The organism is Pseudoalteromonas gelatinilytica (assembly GCF_001641615.1).
GTDB classification, from domain to species: Bacteria; Pseudomonadota; Gammaproteobacteria; order Enterobacterales; family Alteromonadaceae; genus Pseudoalteromonas; species Pseudoalteromonas gelatinilytica.
The window spans coordinates 362,401-381,758 of sequence record NZ_LRRU01000020.1; the positions used below are offsets into that span (position 1 = coordinate 362,401).

Annotated in this window: 22 protein-coding genes; 15 read left to right on the forward strand and 7 right to left on the reverse strand. The window is 40.5% G+C overall.

Features of this window, described 5'->3' with window-relative positions; genetic code table 11:
* Positions 1 to 72: 72 nt before the first annotated feature.
* Both NH153_RS14610 and NH153_RS14615 read left to right on the forward strand, forming a co-directional pair.
* Positions 73 to 822, forward strand: coding sequence for an electron transfer flavoprotein subunit beta/FixA family protein (locus NH153_RS14610; protein ID WP_063705098.1), 750 nt, complete (start codon positions 73 to 75; stop codon positions 820 to 822).
* Positions 823 to 1,749: an FAD-binding protein gene (locus tag NH153_RS14615; protein WP_063705100.1), complete on the forward strand. Its 927-nt coding sequence runs from the start codon at positions 823 to 825 to the stop codon at positions 1,747 to 1,749.
* Between the two features lie 63 nt (positions 1,750 to 1,812).
* On the opposite strand, the gene NH153_RS14620 is transcribed toward NH153_RS14615, so the two are convergent.
* Complete coding sequence (locus NH153_RS14620) at positions 1,813 to 2,745, reverse strand: substrate-binding domain-containing protein (RefSeq protein ID WP_082874076.1); 933 nt, start codon at positions 2,743 to 2,745, stop codon at positions 1,813 to 1,815.
* A gap of 145 nt (positions 2,746 to 2,890) precedes the next feature.
* Complete coding sequence (gene asnS / locus NH153_RS14625; RefSeq protein ID WP_063705104.1) at positions 2,891 to 4,288, reverse strand: asparagine--tRNA ligase; 1,398 nt, start codon at positions 4,286 to 4,288, stop codon at positions 2,891 to 2,893.
* Positions 4,289 to 4,559: 271 nt separating this feature from the next.
* On the opposite strand from asnS, the gene NH153_RS14630 reads away from it, so the two are divergent.
* Positions 4,560 to 4,994: an ATP-binding protein gene (locus NH153_RS14630; protein ID WP_054553905.1), complete on the forward strand. Its 435-nt coding sequence runs from the start codon at positions 4,560 to 4,562 to the stop codon at positions 4,992 to 4,994.
* 33 nt (positions 4,995 to 5,027) lie between these two features.
* On the opposite strand, the gene bioA is transcribed toward NH153_RS14630, so the two are convergent.
* On the reverse strand, positions 5,028 to 6,323 hold the full coding sequence (bioA, locus tag NH153_RS14635; protein ID WP_063705106.1) for an adenosylmethionine--8-amino-7-oxononanoate transaminase: 1,296 nt from the start codon (positions 6,321 to 6,323) through the stop codon (positions 5,028 to 5,030).
* A gap of 98 nt (positions 6,324 to 6,421) precedes the next feature.
* Between bioA and bioB the strand changes: the two genes are divergently transcribed.
* From bioB to htpX, 5 genes are all read left to right on the forward strand, one after another.
* Entirely contained in the window at positions 6,422 to 7,462 is a 1,041-nt protein-coding gene (bioB, locus tag NH153_RS14640; RefSeq protein WP_063705108.1) for a biotin synthase BioB, read from the forward strand.
* Positions 7,463 to 7,469: 7 nt separating this feature from the next.
* A complete protein-coding gene (locus NH153_RS14645) occupies positions 7,470 to 8,603 on the forward strand; it encodes an aminotransferase class I/II-fold pyridoxal phosphate-dependent enzyme (protein WP_063705110.1) in 1,134 nt (377 codons plus the stop codon).
* Entirely contained in the window at positions 8,600 to 9,391 is a 792-nt protein-coding gene (locus NH153_RS14650; protein ID WP_063705112.1) for a methyltransferase domain-containing protein, read from the forward strand. The genes NH153_RS14645 and NH153_RS14650 overlap by 4 nt, the downstream gene beginning before the upstream one ends.
* 13 nt (positions 9,392 to 9,404) lie before the next feature.
* Positions 9,405 to 10,088, forward strand: a complete 684-nt coding sequence (bioD, locus tag NH153_RS14655) for a dethiobiotin synthase (protein ID WP_063705114.1) — start codon at positions 9,405 to 9,407, stop codon at positions 10,086 to 10,088.
* Positions 10,089 to 10,262: 174 nt separating this feature from the next.
* Positions 10,263 to 11,123, forward strand: a complete 861-nt coding sequence (htpX, locus tag NH153_RS14660) for a protease HtpX (protein WP_054561446.1) — start codon at positions 10,263 to 10,265, stop codon at positions 11,121 to 11,123.
* A gap of 38 nt (positions 11,124 to 11,161) precedes the next feature.
* Here htpX and NH153_RS14665 read toward each other — a convergent pair whose 3' ends face one another.
* The gene (locus tag NH153_RS14665) at positions 11,162 to 11,365 is read right to left on the reverse strand and encodes a hypothetical protein (RefSeq protein WP_063705116.1); all 204 of its coding nucleotides are present in this window, start codon (positions 11,363 to 11,365) and stop codon (positions 11,162 to 11,164) included.
* A gap of 80 nt (positions 11,366 to 11,445) precedes the next feature.
* Between NH153_RS14665 and NH153_RS14670 the strand changes: the two genes are divergently transcribed.
* From NH153_RS14670 to NH153_RS14685, 4 genes are all read left to right on the forward strand, one after another.
* Positions 11,446 to 11,925, forward strand: coding sequence for a GNAT family N-acetyltransferase (locus NH153_RS14670; protein ID WP_063705118.1), 480 nt, complete (start codon positions 11,446 to 11,448; stop codon positions 11,923 to 11,925).
* A gap of 82 nt (positions 11,926 to 12,007) precedes the next feature.
* A complete protein-coding gene (locus tag NH153_RS14675; RefSeq protein WP_063705120.1) occupies positions 12,008 to 12,439 on the forward strand; it encodes a DUF3859 domain-containing protein in 432 nt (143 codons plus the stop codon).
* Between the two features lie 21 nt (positions 12,440 to 12,460).
* Positions 12,461 to 12,871, forward strand: coding sequence for a GFA family protein (locus NH153_RS14680; protein ID WP_063705121.1), 411 nt, complete (start codon positions 12,461 to 12,463; stop codon positions 12,869 to 12,871).
* 5 nt (positions 12,872 to 12,876) lie between these two features.
* A complete protein-coding gene (locus tag NH153_RS14685) occupies positions 12,877 to 13,188 on the forward strand; it encodes an antibiotic biosynthesis monooxygenase family protein (RefSeq protein WP_063705122.1) in 312 nt (103 codons plus the stop codon).
* 232 nt (positions 13,189 to 13,420) lie between these two features.
* Here NH153_RS14685 and NH153_RS21775 read toward each other — a convergent pair whose 3' ends face one another.
* The 3 genes from NH153_RS21775 to NH153_RS14695 form a co-directional block, all read right to left on the reverse strand.
* Positions 13,421 to 13,618: a hypothetical protein gene (locus NH153_RS21775; RefSeq protein ID WP_156503646.1), complete on the reverse strand. Its 198-nt coding sequence runs from the start codon at positions 13,616 to 13,618 to the stop codon at positions 13,421 to 13,423.
* Positions 13,619 to 13,765: 147 nt separating this feature from the next.
* Positions 13,766 to 14,974, reverse strand: a complete 1,209-nt coding sequence (locus NH153_RS14690; RefSeq protein ID WP_063705123.1) for a porin — start codon at positions 14,972 to 14,974, stop codon at positions 13,766 to 13,768.
* Positions 14,975 to 15,145: 171 nt separating this feature from the next.
* Entirely contained in the window at positions 15,146 to 15,667 is a 522-nt protein-coding gene (locus NH153_RS14695; RefSeq protein WP_063705125.1) for a TetR/AcrR family transcriptional regulator, read from the reverse strand.
* A gap of 206 nt (positions 15,668 to 15,873) precedes the next feature.
* On the opposite strand from NH153_RS14695, the gene NH153_RS14700 reads away from it, so the two are divergent.
* The 3 genes from NH153_RS14700 to NH153_RS14710 all read left to right on the forward strand — a co-directional run bounded on the left by NH153_RS14700 (position 15,874) and on the right by NH153_RS14710 (position 19,355).
* Positions 15,874 to 17,460 (forward strand): ABC-F family ATPase, encoded by a 1,587-nt coding sequence (locus NH153_RS14700; protein ID WP_082874078.1) that lies wholly within the window; start codon positions 15,874 to 15,876, stop codon positions 17,458 to 17,460.
* A gap of 262 nt (positions 17,461 to 17,722) precedes the next feature.
* Positions 17,723 to 18,205, forward strand: a complete 483-nt coding sequence (gene purE, locus NH153_RS14705) for a 5-(carboxyamino)imidazole ribonucleotide mutase (RefSeq protein WP_054553887.1) — start codon at positions 17,723 to 17,725, stop codon at positions 18,203 to 18,205.
* 1 nt (position 18,206) lies between these two features.
* Entirely contained in the window at positions 18,207 to 19,355 is a 1,149-nt protein-coding gene (locus NH153_RS14710; protein ID WP_063705128.1) for a 5-(carboxyamino)imidazole ribonucleotide synthase, read from the forward strand.
* The last annotated feature ends 3 nt before the right edge of the window (positions 19,356 to 19,358 follow it).

Genomic DNA, 19,358 nt, shown 5'->3' on the forward strand with positions numbered 1-19,358 from the left:
TAGTCTGAATTCATAAAATAAATAAGTTGACGCGAAGGTCAACTTTGAGAACACACAATTGATGGAGTCACGATGAAAGTCCTCGTTCCAATTAAAAGAGTAATTGACTACAACGTCAAAGCACGCGTTAAAGCCGATAAAACGGATGTTGATCTAGCTAATGTAAAAATGGCGATGAACCCGTTTTGTGAAATTGCAATTGAAGAAGCTATTCGTTTAAAAGAAGCAGGGACGGCCACTGAGGTTGTTGCTGTGACTATTGGTAATAAATCATCTCAAGAGCAATTGCGTACAGCCTTAGCACTCGGTGCTGATAAAGCCATTCATATTGAAACAGAAGAAAAGCTTGAGTCTTTACATGTTGCAAAATTACTGAGCAAAATTGTAGAGCAAGAATCACCTGAGCTGGTTATTTTAGGTAAGCAATCGATTGACTCTGACAACAATCAAACCGGTCAAATGCTTGCTGCTTTAACGGGTCGTGGCCAAGGTACTTTTGCATCTAAAGTTGATGTTCAAGCGGGAACAGTTAATGTAACGCGTGAAGTAGACGGAGGTTTACAAACAGTTGCTCTTAAACTACCTGCTATTGTAACCACAGACTTACGTTTAAATGAGCCACGCTACGCTTCATTGCCAAACATTATGAAGGCAAAACGTAAACCACTTGATGTAATTGCTGCTGATAGCCTAGGTGTAGACCTTGCGCCTCGCGTGCAGCTGGTAGAAGTAAATGAGCCAGAAAAACGCAGTGGCGGCATCATTGTAGAAGATGTAGCAACATTGGTAGAAAAGTTAAAAACAGAAGCGAAGGTGATCTAAATGAAAACATTAGTGATAGCCGAACACGATAAAGGTGTTTTAAAGCCTGAAACCAATAAAACGATTACTGCTGCTGTTAAACTAGGCTTTGATGTAGATTTACTACTTGCCGGCGAAAACTTAGCTGCAATGAGCGAGCAAGCAGCGTCAATTGCAGGTGTTAGCAATGTACTGATTGCCGATGATGCAGCTTATGCTCATCAACTTGCTGAAAACCTGGCGGATTTGGTTTTATCTTTAGCAGATAACTATTCACACATTGTCGCGAGCGCTACAACAACGGGTAAAAACTTTATGCCACGTGTTGCAGCACTTTTAGATGTTGCGCAAATCTCTGAAATTATCGATGTGATTGATGCAGATACTTTCAAGCGTCCTATTTATGCAGGTAATGCGATTGCGACAGTAAAATCGCTAGATAGCAAAAAGGTGATTACTGTTCGAGCAAGTAGCTTTGATGTTGCACCAGAGCAAGCGCCAGTAGCTGTAACAAGCGTTACGGGTAAAGGTTCTGTTGGTCTGAGTGAGTTTGTATCAGAAGAACAAACTGAGTCAGAACGCCCAGAGCTAACGGCCGCACCTGTGGTTATTTCAGGGGGTCGTGGTATGCAAAATGGTGAAAACTTTGCGTTATTAAATGGTATTGCCGACAAACTAGGCGCAGCAATTGGTGCTTCACGTGCTGCTGTAGATGCGGGCTTTGTACCAAACGATATGCAAGTGGGTCAAACCGGTAAAATTGTTGCGCCAGATTTATATATTGCTGTAGGTATCAGTGGTGCAATTCAACATTTAGCGGGTATGAAAGACTCTAAAGTGATTGTTGCCATCAATAAAGACCCTGATGCGCCAATTTTCCAAGTCGCAGACTATGGTTTAGTTGCTGATTTATTTGATGTATTACCAGAGCTAGAAACCGCTCTGTAAATCATAACGATTCTGGTTGTTAAAAGCTGTTCACCTTCTAGGTGCGCAGCTTTTTTTCGTTTTCTACTGTTTTACCGGAAGGTAACCAAACTCAAGCATCTTCTGTTGTAATTTAGTTGATTTGATGATCACGGCTAGCCTGTCGCCAATCTTTTTAGAGCGGGGTGATTGAGTATTTACGATAAGTACCAGCGGCCTTACAAAGGCATAGTCACCATTTTGAATTGATTCAACTGAAGGGCTTACACCATCAATCTCAAGTAATGTCACTTTATTAATACGTCTGTCATTTTCTAATTTACTAATAGCGCCATATGAATCGTAGGCAATGGCATTTGGAATACGCTGCACTATACCCAGTGCTTGATTGAACTGATCGTAAAGCTCCACTTTTTGTTCTGAAAATAAACCTCTATTACCCGCCATCTTTAGACGTATGTAATTACTGCCTGGTTCTTGAATATAATCTAAGTTTAAATATTCCAAAAACACATCAAAACTGCCATGACTAGTGCCTTTACTAAATAGCAGGATCTCATCATTTTTTGCGCTAAGCTCGGGAGTATAAGGCGACACCGCCGACCATTTGTTTAGTTTACCTTGGTAAATCTCGCTTAGCTTTTTAGTCGTTAGCTCAGTGATGTTTAAGTTTTTATTTACAAAAAATGCAATTGCGTCTTGGGCTATGATTATTTGCCGTAAAAAGGGCCAACGTTGCTGCTCTTCTTTTGTTAAGTAACGAGAGCTGGTACCAATATCAATTACATTATCAGCAATGGCTTTAATCCCTTTGTCACTGCCCATTGGTCTAATTTGTATGCTATTGCCAAACTCTTGGGTTAAGTCGTCTTTTATATCGACTAATAATTCTGTCACTGTGGTTGAGCCTGCAATAAATATTGGCTTCGAATTAATATTTTCTTCTATTGCATACGCACTATGTGCAGAGATAAGGGTTGTAGATAGCAAAAGGGCTTTCATAGAGCGAAATAGCATAGTAGACACAAACTCCTTAATAGTTAGCTACCTATCAATATAGGCAATATGTCTGGCTTTGCTAATGAAAATTTATAAAATATTGAATGATTTAGACACAAAAAAGCCGCTCGTGAGCGGCTTTTAGATTATGTGACGTTACTTATTAGTACGTCGCGCTGCCTTTTGTACGTGGGAAGGCGATTACGTCACGTACGTTGCCCATACCTGTTACATAAGCAACTAAACGCTCAAAACCTAGACCAAAACCAGAATGTGGAACCGTACCGTATTTACGTAGGTCACGGTACCAGCTGTAATCTTCTTTGTTTAAGCCCATTTCTTCTAGACGTTTATCTAATACATCTAGACGTTCTTCACGTTGAGAGCCACCGATGATTTCACCAATACCTGGTGCAACTACGTCCATCGCTGCCACTGTTTTGCCGTCTTCGTTTTGACGCATGTAGAAGGCTTTAATATCACGCGGGTAGTTTTTGATAACAACTGGCGCGTTAAAGTGTTCTTCAGCAAGGTAACGTTCGTGCTCAGATTGTAAGTCCACACCCCATTCAACAGGGAATTCGAACTTCTTGCCACATGCTTTTAAGATTTCGATAGCATCAGTGTAATCAACTTGTGCGAAATCTTTAGTTACGAACTCTTCTAAACGAGAAATAGCTGTTTTCTCAACACGTTGTGCAAAGAATTCCATATCATCGCGACGCTCAGTTAATACTGCATTGAAAACATATTTCAGCATGTTTTCAGCAAGTTTTGCAATGTCTTCTAAATCTGCGAATGCAACTTCAGGTTCAACCATCCAAAACTCAGCTAAGTGACGAGATGTATTTGAGTTCTCAGCTCGGAAAGTAGGGCCAAAGGTGTAGATTTTTGACATTGCAGATGCGTATGTCTCACCGTTTAACTGACCAGATACTGTTAAGAATGCTTCTTTACCGAAGAAATCTTCACTGTAATCGATGTCGCCTTTATCTGTGCGTGGTAAGTTTTCCATATCTAATGTAGATACACGGAACATTTCACCAGCGCCTTCACAGTCACTTGCTGTGATGATAGGTGTGCTGATCCAATAGAAACCTTGCTCGTGGTAAAAACGGTGAATAGCTTGTGCTAAACAGTTACGTACACGTGTTACTGCGCCCATGATGTTAGTACGAGGACGAAGGTGAGCGTGTTCGCGTAAATATTCAATGCTGTGACGCTTCGCAGCCATAGGGTAAGTATCTGGATTCTCAACCCAACCTAACACTTCAACAGAGTTAGCTTGAATTTCGAAAGATTGACCTTGACCCGCAGAAGGCACAAGAACACCCGTTACAGATACAGAACAACCTGCTGTTAAACGTGTTACTTCATCATAATTATTGAGTGAATTAGGTACTACCGCTTGAATAGGATCAAAACACGAACCGTCATGAACGGCTAAAAATGAAATTCCTGCTTTTGAATCGCGGCGTGTACGGATCCAGCCTTTTACTGTTACTTGGCTGTCTACCGCAACCTTGCCTTCTAATAGCTCTGAAATCGCTAAATGGCTCATCTTCACTCCAATGATATAAGTTGCCTAATATAATAATGCTGTGCATTGCACTTGAATCGACTATCTTACCCTCGTAAATCAAATAAAAAAACTATTCAGGCATACTCTTTAGTAGTTTTTCTTCAATTGAGTAAAATAGCAGCAATATTTTGCGTAAAATTTGCGTTTATTTAAATTCTCGCTGCGCTAATCGGTTATTTTGTGGCATTATTAACAATTCTCAATAGGATAATGGTCCTTTAATCTTTAATTAATTTGTATATCAGGTGCTATGAAACAAGTTTTTATTCTTCGCGGCTTACCCGGCTCGGGTAAATCATATTATGCGCAAAGCCTAGCTGATGAGCTGGTGGCTGGTAATGAAAGTGATTATGTAGTGTGCGCAACAGATGATTATTTTTACAATAGCGAAGGTGAGTATCAATTTGATAAGTACAAACTGCCTGAATATCACAACTTAAACTTGGCGCGTTTTATTAATGCGCTAGCTGAAGAAATCCCGTTAGTGATTGTCGATAACACCAATATCAAAAAATGGGAATTCATTGCCTATGCACAAGCTGCTACTGCACTGGGTTATCAAGTAAAAGAAGTGATCGTAGGTGAAATTAAAGATAAATCATTACAGCACCTTTATGCCAAGCGCTGTGAACATAAAGTGCCACTTCGCATGATAAGCAAAATGGCTTATATGTTTGAATGGTAAAGTTTAAAGGAAAAGGAAGCATTCGCTTCCTTTTTAGCAATACGCCTGCTGTTCTATGGCTGCATAAATAGCATTGCACAACTTAGTTAAGCTCTGTTCATCACTTATGTAGGGTGGCATTAAGTAAATTAATTTACCAAACGGGCGGATCCACACACCTTGCTCGATAAAAAAGCGTTGAATTTTTGCTACATCAACAGCTTGATTAAGCTCTACAACACCAATTGCCCCCAATGTTCGTACATCAACGACCGCATCGAGCTGCTTACACTTAGCAAGCTGCGCTGTCAGTACATCATTTATGTGTTCAATTTGCTCTTGCCAAGGTTGCTCTAGCAGTAAATCAATACTTGCACAGGCTGTAGCACAGGCAAGCGGGTTACCCATAAAAGTTGGGCCATGCATTAATACGCCGGCTTCACCTTCACTAATGCCAACAGCGACTTTGCTGGTGGTTAATGTTGCTGATAGGGTCATCATGCCACCCGTTAATGCTTTGCCAATACATAAAATATCAGGTGCTATGGAGGCGTGCTCAACAGCGAACAAGGTGCCAGTGCGGCCAAAGCCTGTGGCAATTTCATCACAAATAAGTAAAACATCATACTTATCACAAAGAATGCGCAGGTGTTTCAAGTAATCGGGATGGTAAAAATTCATGCCCCCAGCATTTTGCACAATGGGTTCGATGATAAATGCCGCAACATCTTGATGGTGAGCGGCAAAGTAGCTTTCAAGTGTATCAGCTTCAGCAGGGCTAAACTCGCCATTAAATTTAGCACTCGGCGCAGGCACAAAAACATGTTCAGGTAAAAACCCTGAATACATGCTGTGCATTGAATTAACTGGGTCGCAAACGCTCATGGCGGCAAATGTATCGCCATGGTAGCCCTTAAGCGGTGTCATTAGTTTTTGTTTGCCGGTATAACCTTGGCTTAACCAGTACTGCAAGGCCATTTTAATGGCAACTTCAACACTCACAGAGCCACTGTCGGCTAAGAACACCTTATCGAGAGACTTAGGTGTAATACTGACTAGCTTTTTACACAGCTCAACAGCGGGCTCATGAGTTAGGCCACCAAACATGACATGGCTCATTTTACTAACTTGCTTGGTGATCGCTTCATTTAAAACAGGATGGCAGTAACCATGGATGGCACTCCACCAAGAGGCCATACCATCTATTAGGCTTTCGCCTGTTTCTAAGAAAATACGATTTGCATTGGCATGACTGACTGGGTAAACGGGAAGGGGCTGAGTCATAGAAGTATAAGGGTGCCAAATATGCTCACGATCAAAATCTAAATCTATTGGTTGTTTATTAATCATATGTAAACTTTATATCGCTTCGATTCGTTGACAATGTTACGTCAAGTCGTAGACTAAGCCAATCTAACCGTCCCAATAATTTAAAAAAAGAGACTATTATGGAGCACGCAGTTGTCCGTCACGATTGGACTCACCAAGAAGTAAAAGCATTATTCGAAATGCCGTTCAATGATTTGTTATTTAAAGCGGCCAGTGTGCATCGTGAAAACTTCAACCCAAATGAAGTACAAATTTCTACTTTGTTATCGATTAAAACCGGTGCTTGCCCAGAAGATTGCAAATATTGCCCTCAATCTGGTCATTATAAAACTGATCTAGAGCGTGAACGCTTAATGGAAGTAGAAAAAGTGGTCGAGCAAGCGCGTGTTGCCAAAGAAAAAGGCGCGACTCGTTTTTGTATGGGCGCTGCGTGGTCTGATCCGAAAGAACGTGACATGCCATACATCGAAAAAATGGTAAAAGAAGTGAAAGAGCTTGGGCTTGAGACCTGTATGACCCTTGGCATGTTAGATAATGACAAAGCTCATGCATTAAAAAACGCGGGTCTTGACTACTACAACCATAACCTAGATACATCACCTGAGTATTACCAACAGATCATTACAACACGTACTTACCAAGACCGTTTAAATACCATTGATAACGTGCGCTATGCCGGCATGAAAGTATGCTCTGGCGGTATTGTTGGTATGGGCGAGCAAGCTGCTGACCGTTTTGGTTTATTAATGCAATTAGCAAATTTACCGCAACAGCCAGAAAGTGTACCAATTAATATGTTGGTTAAAGTGAAAGGCACGCCACTTGAAGATGTCGAAGACTTAGATCATTTTGAGTTTATTCGTACTATCGCAGTTGCACGTATTATGATGCCGAAAAGCTATGTTCGTTTATCAGCGGGTCGTACGGCGATGAACGAACAGATGCAATCTATGTGTTTCTTTGCTGGTGCTAATTCAATTTTCTACGGTGATAAACTACTGACTACAGAAAACCCTGAAGCAGACGCAGATATGATGTTAATTAAAAAATTAGGCATGAACCCAGAAACACGTGAAGATTACTCAGATGAAGCAGTAGAAGCATCACTTTCATCAAAAGTTGCCGATAAAGCAACATCTGAATTATTTTACGAAGCGTAGCAATTAAATGGCTTTTGATTTTATTGCCGAGCATCTTGTTGAGCGACAAGCAGATGCATTACTGAGAAAGCGTCAACTTGTTGAGCAATCAAGCGGGCGCTTTATTCAGGTTGCAGGCAAACAGTATTTAAATTTTGCCAGTAATGACTACCTTGGCTTTGCGGATGATTTTATTGAAATACAAGCGCAGCATCTAGGTAGCCACAGTTCAGCGCTAGTAAATGGTTATAATCAAGCGCAGCAAACGCTTGAGCAGCGTTTATGCGAGTTATTAGGCTATGAAAGCGCCATGTTATTTAATAGCGGATTTAGTGCTAATAGCAGCGTATTAAAAGCATTGTTTCAAGATAAAACCGTGGCGCAATCATCGGCAATATTTCAAGATAAGCTCAATCATGCCAGCTTAATTGATGGCGGACTTCATTCTGCCGCTGCCATGGTGCGCTTTAATCATAACGACCTTAAGCATTTAGAATCTCGGTTACAAAAGTCAAAAGCCAAGCATAAGCTCGTAGTAAGTGAAGGGGTGTTCTCGATGGATGGCGATCAAGCCCCCATTGAAGCACTCTGTAAACTCGCTAAACAATACAACGCGTGGCTGATGATTGACGATGCCCATGGCTTTGGCGTATTGGGCGAGCAAGGTTTAGGAAGTTGTGAGGCAATCAAGCCTGATTTACTGATCATCACCTTTGGCAAAGCACTAGCTAGTAGTGGTGCTTGCCTGCTTGCATCAAAACAAATGATTGATTACATGCTGCAGTTTAATCGCGAATACATTTATTCAACGGCGATGTCACCACTGATGGCAAGTTGTACTCTAGAGCGACTCGAAAGGTTATTAAAGGCGGATAAGAGACGCGCTCAGCTTTCAGAGAATATTGCCTACTTTAGAGCGCTTGCCAAAGAGCATAACTTAGCATTAATGGAATCAACAACGGCTATTCAGCCTTTGGTATTGGGCGATGCAGAACACACGCTTGCCGTTGCTAATAAGCTTAAAGGTAAAGGCGTGTGGTTAACTGCTATTAGACCGCCCACGGTGCCTTTTAATACGGCACGACTTAGGATAACTCTAAGTAGCGCGCATCAAGCTAACGATATAAAAAAACTGGTTGATTCGCTAGTGGAGTGTTTATGAGTGTCCAACTGCAAGCGCCTTTAAGTTTTCAACACAGTAATAAGCTAACAACACAAACTAAGTTCTCTAAAGCGGCTGCAAATTACGCGAGCCATGCTAATGTTCAAAAACAAGCGGCTGCGCACTTATTTAAAATGATGGCAAGTAAACATCAGCAGGGTACTTGCCTTGATCTAGGGGCTGGGCCTTTAGTTAACACGGCAATACTTAAAACACATTTTGATACTGTATTGGCAATGGATTTAAGTCATTCCATGCTAAGCACAGAGCAAAACCCGCATTGTTTAAAAGTGTGTGCTGATATGGACAACCTACCATTACAGCAAAATTCGCTAGATTGTGTGTTTAGTAATTTTGCAATGCAATGGTCTGCTGATTTAAAAGGGCTACTTAAAAGTCTTTTTTACTCCCTAAAAGCAGGCGGCAAGGTTTATTTAAGCTGCGTGGTAGATGGATCGCTCAAAGAGATCAAACAGGCTTTTGCTTGTTTAGATGAGCAAAACCATATTAATCAGTTTCATTGTGCTAGTCACATTATTGATTATGCAAAATTGGCGGGGTTTAAACTCAATTTTGCAGCTGATAGATGTTATATAGATTCCTATAACTCTCCTTTAGATGCGCTGCGTTCGATAAAAGCGATTGGTGCTACCTCATTGCAAACTAAGCAAAAGCGCCATGGGTTATTAACAAGGCAGGCACTTAATAGTGTTTGTAAGGCATACCCTCTGGTTGATGGGCATGCTAGAGTGAGCTATCAAGTTGTCCTTTTAGAACTAGAAAAATAGAATTAACTCAAAAATGAAAGAATTTTTTATTACGGGTACAGACACCGATACCGGAAAAACCCATGTCACCAGTTTATTACTAAACTTACTAGCGCAACATAAACAGCGTGCGGTTGGGTTTAAACCTATTGCAGCAGGTGCAGAAGAAGCATTTGGGCAGCTAGTCAATGATGATGCATTAACCTTAATGGAAAGCTCATCAATTGGGGTTAAATATAACATAGTTAACCCCTTTACCTATGAGCCCCCCATTGCACCGCATATTGCAGCTGCTCAAGTAGGCGACAGACTGACATTTGACAAGCTCGATGCTGCTTATGCGAATGTAAAAGCACTCAATACCGATTATATTCTTACAGAAGGTGCCGGCGGTTGGTGTTTACCTATCAACGAAACTGATTTGCTCAGTGATTGGGTTAAATCACAGCAGCTTGATGTGATTTTAGTCGTGGGTATGAAACTAGGATGCCTAAATCATGCTTTACTGACAGCAGCTCATTTTAAAGCGCTCGGTGTAAATTGTGTGGGTTGGATTGCAAATCATGTAGACCCAAATATGCGTGAACAAGACGCCAATTTAGAAACCTTAAAATCTGCATTACCTTTCCCGCTTTTGGCGATTAGTCCGTATACAGACGGCACCCCAAAATTAAAAATTTACAAAACCTTACTTGAAATTTTATCTATCAACCCATAATAATTGAGTTGTTACTTTTGACATACTCTGTCACAATTGGTTGCAATTAGTTTCTTGCAACCAATTGCATAAGCCCTAAACTGAGTTGGTAGAACACCCAGATAATTTTATTAACTAACGATTTTTAACCATGTCGTTAGTTAATACAATTGGTATGTTTATTCTGAGGTTTTTATGAAGCGTGTATTTTTGTTTCTACTGACTAACTTAGCGGTAATGCTAGTGTTAGGTATTGTGTTGTCTATTGTGATGAGCGTACTGGGTATTAGCCATCGCAGTTTAGGCGGCATTTTAGTTATTTCGACCGTATTTGGTTTTGGTGGCTCGTTTATTTCGTTATTTATGTCGAAATGGATGGCAAAAAAATCAACCGGTGCACATGTTATTGAACAGCCTCGTTCTGAAACAGAACAATGGTTAGTTTCGACGGTAGCAGCGCAAGCGAAAAAAGCAGGTATCGCGATGCCAGAAGTGGCTATTTACGATAGCCCTGAAATGAACGCATTTGCGACCGGCCCAAGTAAGAACAACTCGCTGGTGGCTGTGAGCACAGGTTTATTACATAACATGAATCAAGATCAAGCTGAGGCGGTATTGGCTCATGAGGTGTCACACATTGCAAATGGTGACATGGTAACGCTGACACTTATCCAAGGTGTAGTGAATACCTTTGTTATCTTTATGGCGAAAGTATTGGCAGGTATTGTTGATAACTTCCTTAATAGTGATGAAGAGGAGGGCGGTAGTAGCTGGACATACTTCTTGTTCGATATGATTTTCCAAATGTTATTTGGTGTCCTAGCAAGTGTGATTGTTGCTTACTATAGCCGTAAACGCGAATTCTCTGCGGATGCCGGTGCAGCTAAACTAGTAGGTGCAGATAAAATGCGTAGCGCCCTTGAGCGTTTAAAACAAAACCACCCATCACAACTAGAAGGTTCAATGATGGCATTTGGTATTGCAAGCGGTAAAGGTGTTGCCGAGTTATTCTCATCGCACCCACCACTTGATGAGCGTATTAACGCATTACGTTAATTTAAAACACGAAAAAGCCAGCTTGATGCTGGCTTTTTTTATTGTTGGTTTTTCTCACGCTCGAGTTGTTGTGGCAACAATACCTCAACAATTTCACGGGCCGGTAAGGTATACCTTACACCATCGAACATCACAGATGTGTGTTCATCAATACTGGTGATCCCTGTTAAGGTCCAGCCTTCGCCGCGCTCTTTACAGTACACTGTGGTGGTAGGTTGAATTACTTTAAATTCTTTACTCATCGAACTTAATCTAATTGCTTGAAATTGCGTTTATAGTAAGACAATAATGCCTGCTCATAAAGCAAAAAGAAGAAATTAACGTGTCTAGCCACGATGACTTAGCCTTTGACTTACGCCCCATTCGTCATAAAGATTGCCAAGCAATTTGGGATATTTTAAAAGATCCGCAAGTACAATCGTTTAATGATTACGGCACTGATATAACGAAAGGTGACGTGTATGATTTTATTCAAGGCGACATAGAACGTTTTTATAATCAACAAGGCATTCGTTTAGTTATTGTTTTACGAAGTAGTGGGCAAGTTATTGGTAGCGTGGGCTTATTTAACATAATTGACGGGCAGGGCATGTTGGGCTTTGAATTGGCATCGCAATACTTTGGCAAAGGAATAATGCAAAAGGTATTAGATATGCTATTTGAAAATCTGACGACCTTTGTAACGACACCACTAAACAGTGTGGTCGCCTTAATTAACCCAAATAACAGCGCCAGTATTAAACTTTTGACTAAATGCGGCTTTCAACAACATGACGCGCACTGGGTAAAGTACGTTTGCTAATTACTATAATAGTACAATCTTGTTCTGCTAGAGTTGCTACTATAAAATAGCGCCTTATTTTCACAAAGGAGCGCCAGCAACTATGGCAAAGGCCAAACCAATTACCAGTATTGAAAGTTACGGTATTTACAGTCATTGGGATGCAAAAGAAAAAGACCTGCCTCAAATCACCGAATTTACAACAGACGTTCCTGCACAGTTAGATATTGAATTTGGCTTTATTGTTAATATTAAAAAGGCCAAAGGACAAAAAATTAAATTTTGCGTTTACCACCCAGATATCCCCGATGAGGATGGCGAGATCATGCCACCGTTTGAGGGAGAACAGTACGTTAAAACAAACGATTGGCAGTTTTATTTAGGTGATACGATATGGGCGCCTGTTGATAATAAAGTCGGTATTTGGCGCATGACTATTGATTTAAATGGCCATATAATTGCTGATAAATCCTTTAACTTATTAAAGGAAGCCGAAGGTTCTGCCACTGAATTTTGGAAGCATCGCGGTTATTAATCTTTAAACTTGAGAGGGACTATGTATCAAGGAAGTTGTTTGTGCGGCAAAGTAAAAGTAACTGTTGCTGGTGGCATAGACTCAATTATTCATTGCCATTGCTCTTTATGTCGTAAAAACTCAGGCACAGCCTACGCAACCAATGGCTTTATTCAACGAGATGGTTTTAATCTCTCAGAAGGCAAGCAGCATTTAAGTGCCTTTGAATTTAAACCCGGCAGAATTCGCTATTTTTGCAGCTACTGTGGCTCGCCTATTTATAGTGAGAATAAAGAGGATCCAAGCCGCTTACGTATTCGTTTAGGTATACTAGATAGCGATATAGAAGAGCGTCCGCTAAGTCATAACTTTGTAAGCTCTAAAGCAAATTGGGATACGTTTAACACAGAAATCCCATGCTATGATGGATTTGAACCAAGCAGAGGGAAGTAACAGCCATGATAGCGAATACACCAACCCCCCCTTATTATGCCGTAATTTTTACGAATACCTTATCTGACGATACCACTGGTTATGAAGAAGTGGCTAATAGAATGGTAGAACTTGCAGAGCAACAACCAGGGTATTTAGGTATGGAGTCTGTACGTGATGGTTTGGGTATTACGGTGTCGTATTGGCAAAGCTTAGATGCAATAAAAGCCTGGAAACAAAACGTAGAGCACTTAAATGCCCAACAGCTCGGCAGAGACAAATGGTACAGTGCGTTTACAACGCGTATTGCTAAAGTAGAACGTGATTATTCATTGTGATAATCATTAATCACCAAAGGAACACATCATACTATATTGGGCTTTATTTCAATCTCAGCATAGCTTTGAATTTAAGATTTTTTATAAGCAGGGTAAGTGTGTAGGATCCAATAAGGAGCTCATGAAATAATAAGAAAAATCACATTATTTGGCTACTGACTTTGTCGCCAACTTTTTGTTTATCTCGAAACAAAGAGTCAAAAGAGTTTAAACATTTGTTTCCAAAAAACACTCAATATTTGTTTAACTTAAGTGTGCTTAATGTAACCAGCATCACACCAATAGCAAACCCCATTACTAAACCACCCGATAAATCGGAACTAACACCTAATACATAATCCGACTCTCTGACATCTGTTAGCCAGTAAAAGAGCATGAACGAAACGCTAGAAATTGAAGAAAGTAGAATTAGCTTTATCTTGTTAGACATAACAACCTCAAATAATGACGTATTTTAGTTTTATGGTTGTTAAGTAATAGCAGTTGTTGATTGATATTGCGACCAAAAAAGAAAATGTACGAAAGTGATTTATTGCGAGTTTAAAGCCCACAATAGTGGGCTAAGTGTTTATCGTAATTACAAAGTATAATTAAAACCGATAGCTATACCGTCATCTTCGGTTTGTGACATCTGTGCTTCTTGCTCAGCGTCATTACTCGAGAAGTCGCTAAAATCTTTACGGGCTTCGATATATAAAATGATGTCTTCTGCCATAAAGTAGTGCGCACCAATTACTGCAAATTGGCGTTTAAACACATCTTCAGGGTCGGCATTAAAGTTCGGCTGAATAACATAGTCACTACCTGCATCAAATACGTTATAGGCAACAAAAGTACGTATGTCATTATCAAAGCGGTAGCTTAAAATTGACTCTAATCCAACAGCATCTTTTATTAAGCGACCTAAGTTGTCGGTATCGTGGTTTTCGTTTTTATTGATATTCGCTGATGCATACCAACCCGGTTTATAAAAATCACCATAGGTAATGCCCATACCATAAATTAAATCGTTTACTGATTGATTTCGGCCACCGGCATACACAATATCAAACTGGCCACGGTTAACACCGGCAGTCACTTTTAAATTAGGGCTAACCGAGTAGGTGAGTGCAGCGCCATAAGTCGAATTAAATTCTACTTTTTGCGCAGCATTGTTTCCTTGGTTCCAAAGTACTTCACAAGAGCTTCTTGAAATATCAACGATGTCACAGGTGTAAAATTCATCAGATTTTAGCTGTGCTTGAAGCGCTAAATGAAAATCACCCCAGGTATTACGATACTGCAGTACTTTATCGCCGCGGCCTGTGCCATTTACAGCTCCGTCATCTTTATTGTAGGTATAAACACCGGCAGCATTACCATCCCACACTAAGCTGTAGTTAGTGTTATAAACAACGTCGTACCATGCACCCCATTGCTTACCTAATGTAACTTGGCCGTAATCGTCATGTTTAAGGCCAACATAGCCTAAGCGGTTATATAAAAACTCATCTTGAATTGATTCAAAGCGATTGCTGTATACGATATCGCTGCTACCAACAGGGTTTACACCCCATTCAAGTAAAGCAAACGCTTGCCAGCCGTTTTTTAATTGGCGCTTAAAATCAAAATTAATGCGTGATGCACCGTTTACTACCTCAGTTTCGCCTTGCGTATTAATCACCCTAGCATCGATAAAACCACCAACTGTGACGCTATTGGTTTGATCGTTATAGATCTCGATGGCATTGGCTGTAGGTATGGCAAGCATGCCTGCAACAAATAAGGCAGTGTGTGTTCTTTTCATAAAGTACCTTGATTAAATATTGTCCCTAATAGGTATAATTTAGTTAAGGAACGGAGATTATCAAAGCTAAAATAGGGTCAAAAGTGAAAAATTATCATGCAACAAACCGGCTTTGAGGAAAAATTATTCACTTTAGGTTCACTATATTGAATTATCAATGAGTTACTGAGCCTAAAAAATAGACACCTTCTGGCTTAGCGTTCTAAGCATGAGTTTAGTATTTGGGGTTTCGGCGCCTAAGCCATACAGCAAGGTCATAAAATAGCAGTCGAGTAATATAGCAGCTTTAACTTTATTAAATTGTGGTTGGTCAGCAAAAACCAATGATTGAATTAGTTCCATGTGTTGTTGTTGGAATGTTTGCGAAAATAGCCGCTGACTAAAAAGTACTCTATAGAAGCGGTGATGTAAACAATAAAACTGATAAAAATATTGCGCGTAATGATTAATCTTTAAGCGATCAGGGCGGTGAATATCGGTTTCTTTTGCGCGCTCCAACACATCATTAAATTTAGCTTCAAGGCAGGCTTCTAAAATAGCGACTTTATCAGCAAAATGATTAAACAAGGTGCCCACTGCTATGTTGCTTGCTGCTGAAATTTGCCGTGTTGAAGTATCGTTAAATCCTTGCTCAGTAAAAAGGTGCCAAGCCGCATCTAAAATACGTTGGTGAGTGTCTCCATGTTTGCTCATTCTTAACCTACTGTTTGTATTTAGTTATTTTAAAAGTGAGCGTGCTCATATAATTAAGTGAGCGCGCTCACTAAAGGTAGTCGTAAGTGTTGATCTTGTAAAATTAGCCTGTGTATTTAATTAAACTTTCATGGCGTGCCAAGCGGCTTTAGTTTAAAATTGCACACAGTTTCATTTTTACTTTTTACCCGCTGGAGGGTACCGCTATCATTAGTACAGCTAATATCACCATGCAATTTGGTGCAAAACCTTTATTCGAAAATATCTCAGCAAAATTTGGCGACGGTAACCGTTACGGTTTAATCGGTGCGAATGGCTGTGGTAAATCAACCTTCATGAAAATCCTAAGTGGTGAACTAGAGCCATCTTCAGGTAATGTCAGTACAGATCCAAACGAGCGTATCGCAAAACTAAACCAAGACCAGTTTGCATACGAAGAGTTTTCTGTAATCGACACAGTGATCATGGGTCATAAAGAGCTGTGGGAAGTAAAAAAAGAGCGTGACCGTATTTACAGCTTACCTGAGATGAGTGAAGAAGATGGTATGCGTGTAGCAGACCTAGAAACTGAGTTTGCTGAAATGGATGGTTATTCAGCAGAAGCAAAAGCGGGTGAGTTACTAATTGGTGTAGGTATTGGCACAGAGCAACACTACGGCCCTATGTCTGAAATCGCACCGGGTTTTAAACTGCGAGTGTTACTTGCACAAGTACTGTTTTCTGATCCAGATATCATGCTTCTGGATGAGCCTACCAATAACTTGGATATTTACACCATCAAGTGGTTAGAAGACGTGTTAAACCAGCGCGACTGTACAATGATCATCATTTCGCACGACCGTCACTTCTTAAACTCAGTATGTACACACATGGCTGATATCGATTACGGCGAGCTTCGTATTTACCCTGGTAATTACGATGAGTACATGTTTGCAGCAACGCAAGCTCGTGAGCGTCTACTAAGCGAAAATGCGAAGAAGAAAAGCCAAATTGCAGAACTTCAACAGTTCGTATCGCGATTCTCTGCAAACGCTTCAAAAGCAAAACAAGCAACATCACGTGCTAAACAAATTGATAAAATTCAGCTTGAAGAAGTTAAAGCGTCTTCACGTCAAAGCCCATTTATTCGCTTTGAACAAGAAAAGCAGCTATTCCGTAATGCCTTAGAGTTAACAAACTTAGCGCAAGGTTTTGACGAAATGCTTTTCAGCGGCCTTGAAGGTCTAGTCGAAGTAGGCGAGCGCATTGCAATCATCGGTGAGAACGGTGTTGGTAAAACAACATTATTAAATACCCTAGCTGGCCGTTTAGCACCTAAACAAGGTGAATTTAAATGGTCTGATAACGCTAATATTGGTTATTACGCACAAGACCATGCTGACGAGTTCGAAAAAGATATGAACTTATTCCAGTGGATGGAACAATGGCAACAAGAAGGTGACGACGAGCAAGTTGTTCGTAGTTTCTTAGGTCGTATGCTGTTTTCACAAAACGACATTAAAAAGTCAGTTAAAGTGATTTCAGGTGGTGAGCAAGGCCGTATGTTGTTTGGCAAAATTATGATGCATAAACCAAACATCTTATTAATGGATGAGCCAACCAACCACATGGATATGGAATCTATCGAAGCGCTTAACTTAGCACTTGAAGCATACGAAGGTACTTTGTTGTTCGTATCTCACGATAGACAATTTGTATCATCACTTGCTAACCGTATTTGGGAAATCAAAGACGGCAAAATTATCGACTTTAAAGGTACATACACAGAGTACCTAGCAAGTAGAGAAGCATAGTTAGCTAATGAGTGATTAAAAGCCATGCATGTCATGGCTTTTTTGTGCTTCTAGAGTCGCATCTTGATGTGGTTTAAAAGCGATTTATACTGAGTTATCGAATTTAACAATAGAACCTCTATTATTTGTATCAACGCCTTGCCAAAATCGCTTTTAATTCCAACTGAAACTCGCATCTTGATGTGAGTTAGGTATATAATACCCGCCACAAAATAAGGACAAAAGTCCGCTTTTTAGAAAACAATTTAACTGAGGTGTATTTATGACTGTTGGCATTATTATGGGTTCCAAATCAGACTGGCCAACGATGGAACATGCGGCGTTAATGCTAGAAAAATTCGGCATTGAATACGAAACTAAAGTTGTTTCTGCTCACCGTACCCCTCAATTACTTGCTGACTATGCAAGCTCAGCTGCAGATCGCGGCATTAAAATTATTATCGCCGGTGCCGGTGGTGCTGCGCACTTACCAGGTATGGCTGCAGCGTTTACATCACTGCCAGTTTTAGGCGTACCAGTTAAATCTAAAACACTTAATGGTGTTGATTCATTATTATCTATCTGCCAAATGCCTAAAGGCGTTGCGGTAGGTACATTGGCTATCGGTGAAGCGGGTGCTGCAAATGCTGGCCTTTTAGCGGCACAAATTTTAGGTTGCCAACAGCCTGAAATCTTCGCAAAAGTTGAAGCTTTCCGTAAAGAACAAACAGACACTATCTTAGCTAACCCTAATCCTGCAGAGTAATATGAATATTCTAATTTTAGGTGCAGGTCAGTTAGCTCGTATGATGAGCTTAGCGGGTGCACCGCTTGATTTAAATGTTGTTGCCTACGATGTGGGTAGTGAAAAAATCATTCACCCATTAACTGGTGAAGTTCATAACAGCACATTACAACAAGCTATTGATAACGCAGACGCAATTACAGCAGAGTTTGAACACATTCCTGATGATGTACTTACACTATGTTGTCAAAGCAATAAGTTTTATCCGGGTAAAGCAGCGATTAAAACAGGTGGCGACCGCGCACTTGAAAAAGCATTACTTGATAAAACAAATGTTGAATGTGCCCCTTACCAGCTAATTACAGAAAAAGCGCACCTTATTGCTGCTGTAGAGCGCTTAGGCAAGCCGCTTGTGATCAAAACTTGCCAAGCGGGTTACGATGGTAAAGGCCAATGGCGCTTAAAATCTGATGATCAAATTGACCAAATTTGGTCAGAAATGGCAGATTTCATTGCATCAGGTACCGAAACTGCGCCGCATTCTATTATCGCTGAAAAGATGATCCCATTTGACCGTGAAGTATCTATCATTGGTGCACGCGACAAAGCGGGTAACACAGTTATTTATCCATTGACTGAAAACCAACACACTAATGGTGTGCTTACGCTTTCAGTTGCCGGTAAAGAAAAAGCAGCAATTCAAGAACAAGCAGAGCTTGCATTTAACAAGTTAGCGCAAGAACTTGATTATGTAGGTGTACTAGCAATTGAGTTTTTTGATGTACAAGGTACATTATTAGTAAACGAAATTGCGCCACGCGTTCACAATTCTGGTCACTGGACACAGCAGGGTACACATTGCTCACAGTTCGAAAACCACATGCGCGCTGTTGCAGGTTTACCATTAGGTAGTGCAGAATTACTTCGTCCTACTGCTATGATCAACGTACTAGGTCAGCCTTCAATTCCACACTCAGTACTGGCAACGCAAGACGTTACAAGTCACTGGTATGGTAAAACGGCTAAACCAGGTCGTAAGATGGGTCATATCAATGTATCGGCTGATAACCTTCATCAATTAGGTGAACGTTTAGCGGCATTGGCCGAAATCTTGCCAGAGCAAGACTACCCAGGTGTAGCTGATACCAGCACCCAACTTATTTTAAACTAATCA

Coding starts and splice junctions, on each gene's coding strand:
- NH153_RS14615 (WP_063705100.1), top strand. CDS start 823: ATGAAAACATTAGTGATAGCCGAACACGATAAAGGTGTTTTAAAGCCT.
- NH153_RS21775 (WP_156503646.1), bottom strand. CDS start 13,618: ATGTCTAACAAGATAAAGCTAATTCTACTTTCTTCAATTTCTAGCGTT.
- NH153_RS14710 (WP_063705128.1), top strand. CDS start 18,207: ATGAATATTCTAATTTTAGGTGCAGGTCAGTTAGCTCGTATGATGAGC.
- NH153_RS14695 (WP_063705125.1), bottom strand. CDS start 15,667: ATGAGCAAACATGGAGACACTCACCAACGTATTTTAGATGCGGCTTGG.
- NH153_RS14650 (WP_063705112.1), top strand. CDS start 8,600: ATGAGTGTCCAACTGCAAGCGCCTTTAAGTTTTCAACACAGTAATAAG.
- NH153_RS14685 (WP_063705122.1), top strand. CDS start 12,877: ATGATAGCGAATACACCAACCCCCCCTTATTATGCCGTAATTTTTACG.
- asnS (WP_063705104.1), bottom strand. CDS start 4,288: ATGAGCCATTTAGCGATTTCAGAGCTATTAGAAGGCAAGGTTGCGGTA.
- htpX (WP_054561446.1), top strand. CDS start 10,263: ATGAAGCGTGTATTTTTGTTTCTACTGACTAACTTAGCGGTAATGCTA.
- NH153_RS14645 (WP_063705110.1), top strand. CDS start 7,470: ATGGCTTTTGATTTTATTGCCGAGCATCTTGTTGAGCGACAAGCAGAT.
- bioD (WP_063705114.1), top strand. CDS start 9,405: ATGAAAGAATTTTTTATTACGGGTACAGACACCGATACCGGAAAAACC.
- bioA (WP_063705106.1), bottom strand. CDS start 6,323: ATGATTAATAAACAACCAATAGATTTAGATTTTGATCGTGAGCATATT.
- NH153_RS14630 (WP_054553905.1), top strand. CDS start 4,560: ATGAAACAAGTTTTTATTCTTCGCGGCTTACCCGGCTCGGGTAAATCA.
- NH153_RS14690 (WP_063705123.1), bottom strand. CDS start 14,974: ATGAAAAGAACACACACTGCCTTATTTGTTGCAGGCATGCTTGCCATA.
- NH153_RS14675 (WP_063705120.1), top strand. CDS start 12,008: ATGGCAAAGGCCAAACCAATTACCAGTATTGAAAGTTACGGTATTTAC.
- bioB (WP_063705108.1), top strand. CDS start 6,422: ATGGAGCACGCAGTTGTCCGTCACGATTGGACTCACCAAGAAGTAAAA.
- NH153_RS14665 (WP_063705116.1), bottom strand. CDS start 11,365: ATGAGTAAAGAATTTAAAGTAATTCAACCTACCACCACAGTGTACTGT.
- purE (WP_054553887.1), top strand. CDS start 17,723: ATGACTGTTGGCATTATTATGGGTTCCAAATCAGACTGGCCAACGATG.
- NH153_RS14680 (WP_063705121.1), top strand. CDS start 12,461: ATGTATCAAGGAAGTTGTTTGTGCGGCAAAGTAAAAGTAACTGTTGCT.
- NH153_RS14610 (WP_063705098.1), top strand. CDS start 73: ATGAAAGTCCTCGTTCCAATTAAAAGAGTAATTGACTACAACGTCAAA.
- NH153_RS14620 (WP_082874076.1), bottom strand. CDS start 2,745: ATGCTATTTCGCTCTATGAAAGCCCTTTTGCTATCTACAACCCTTATC.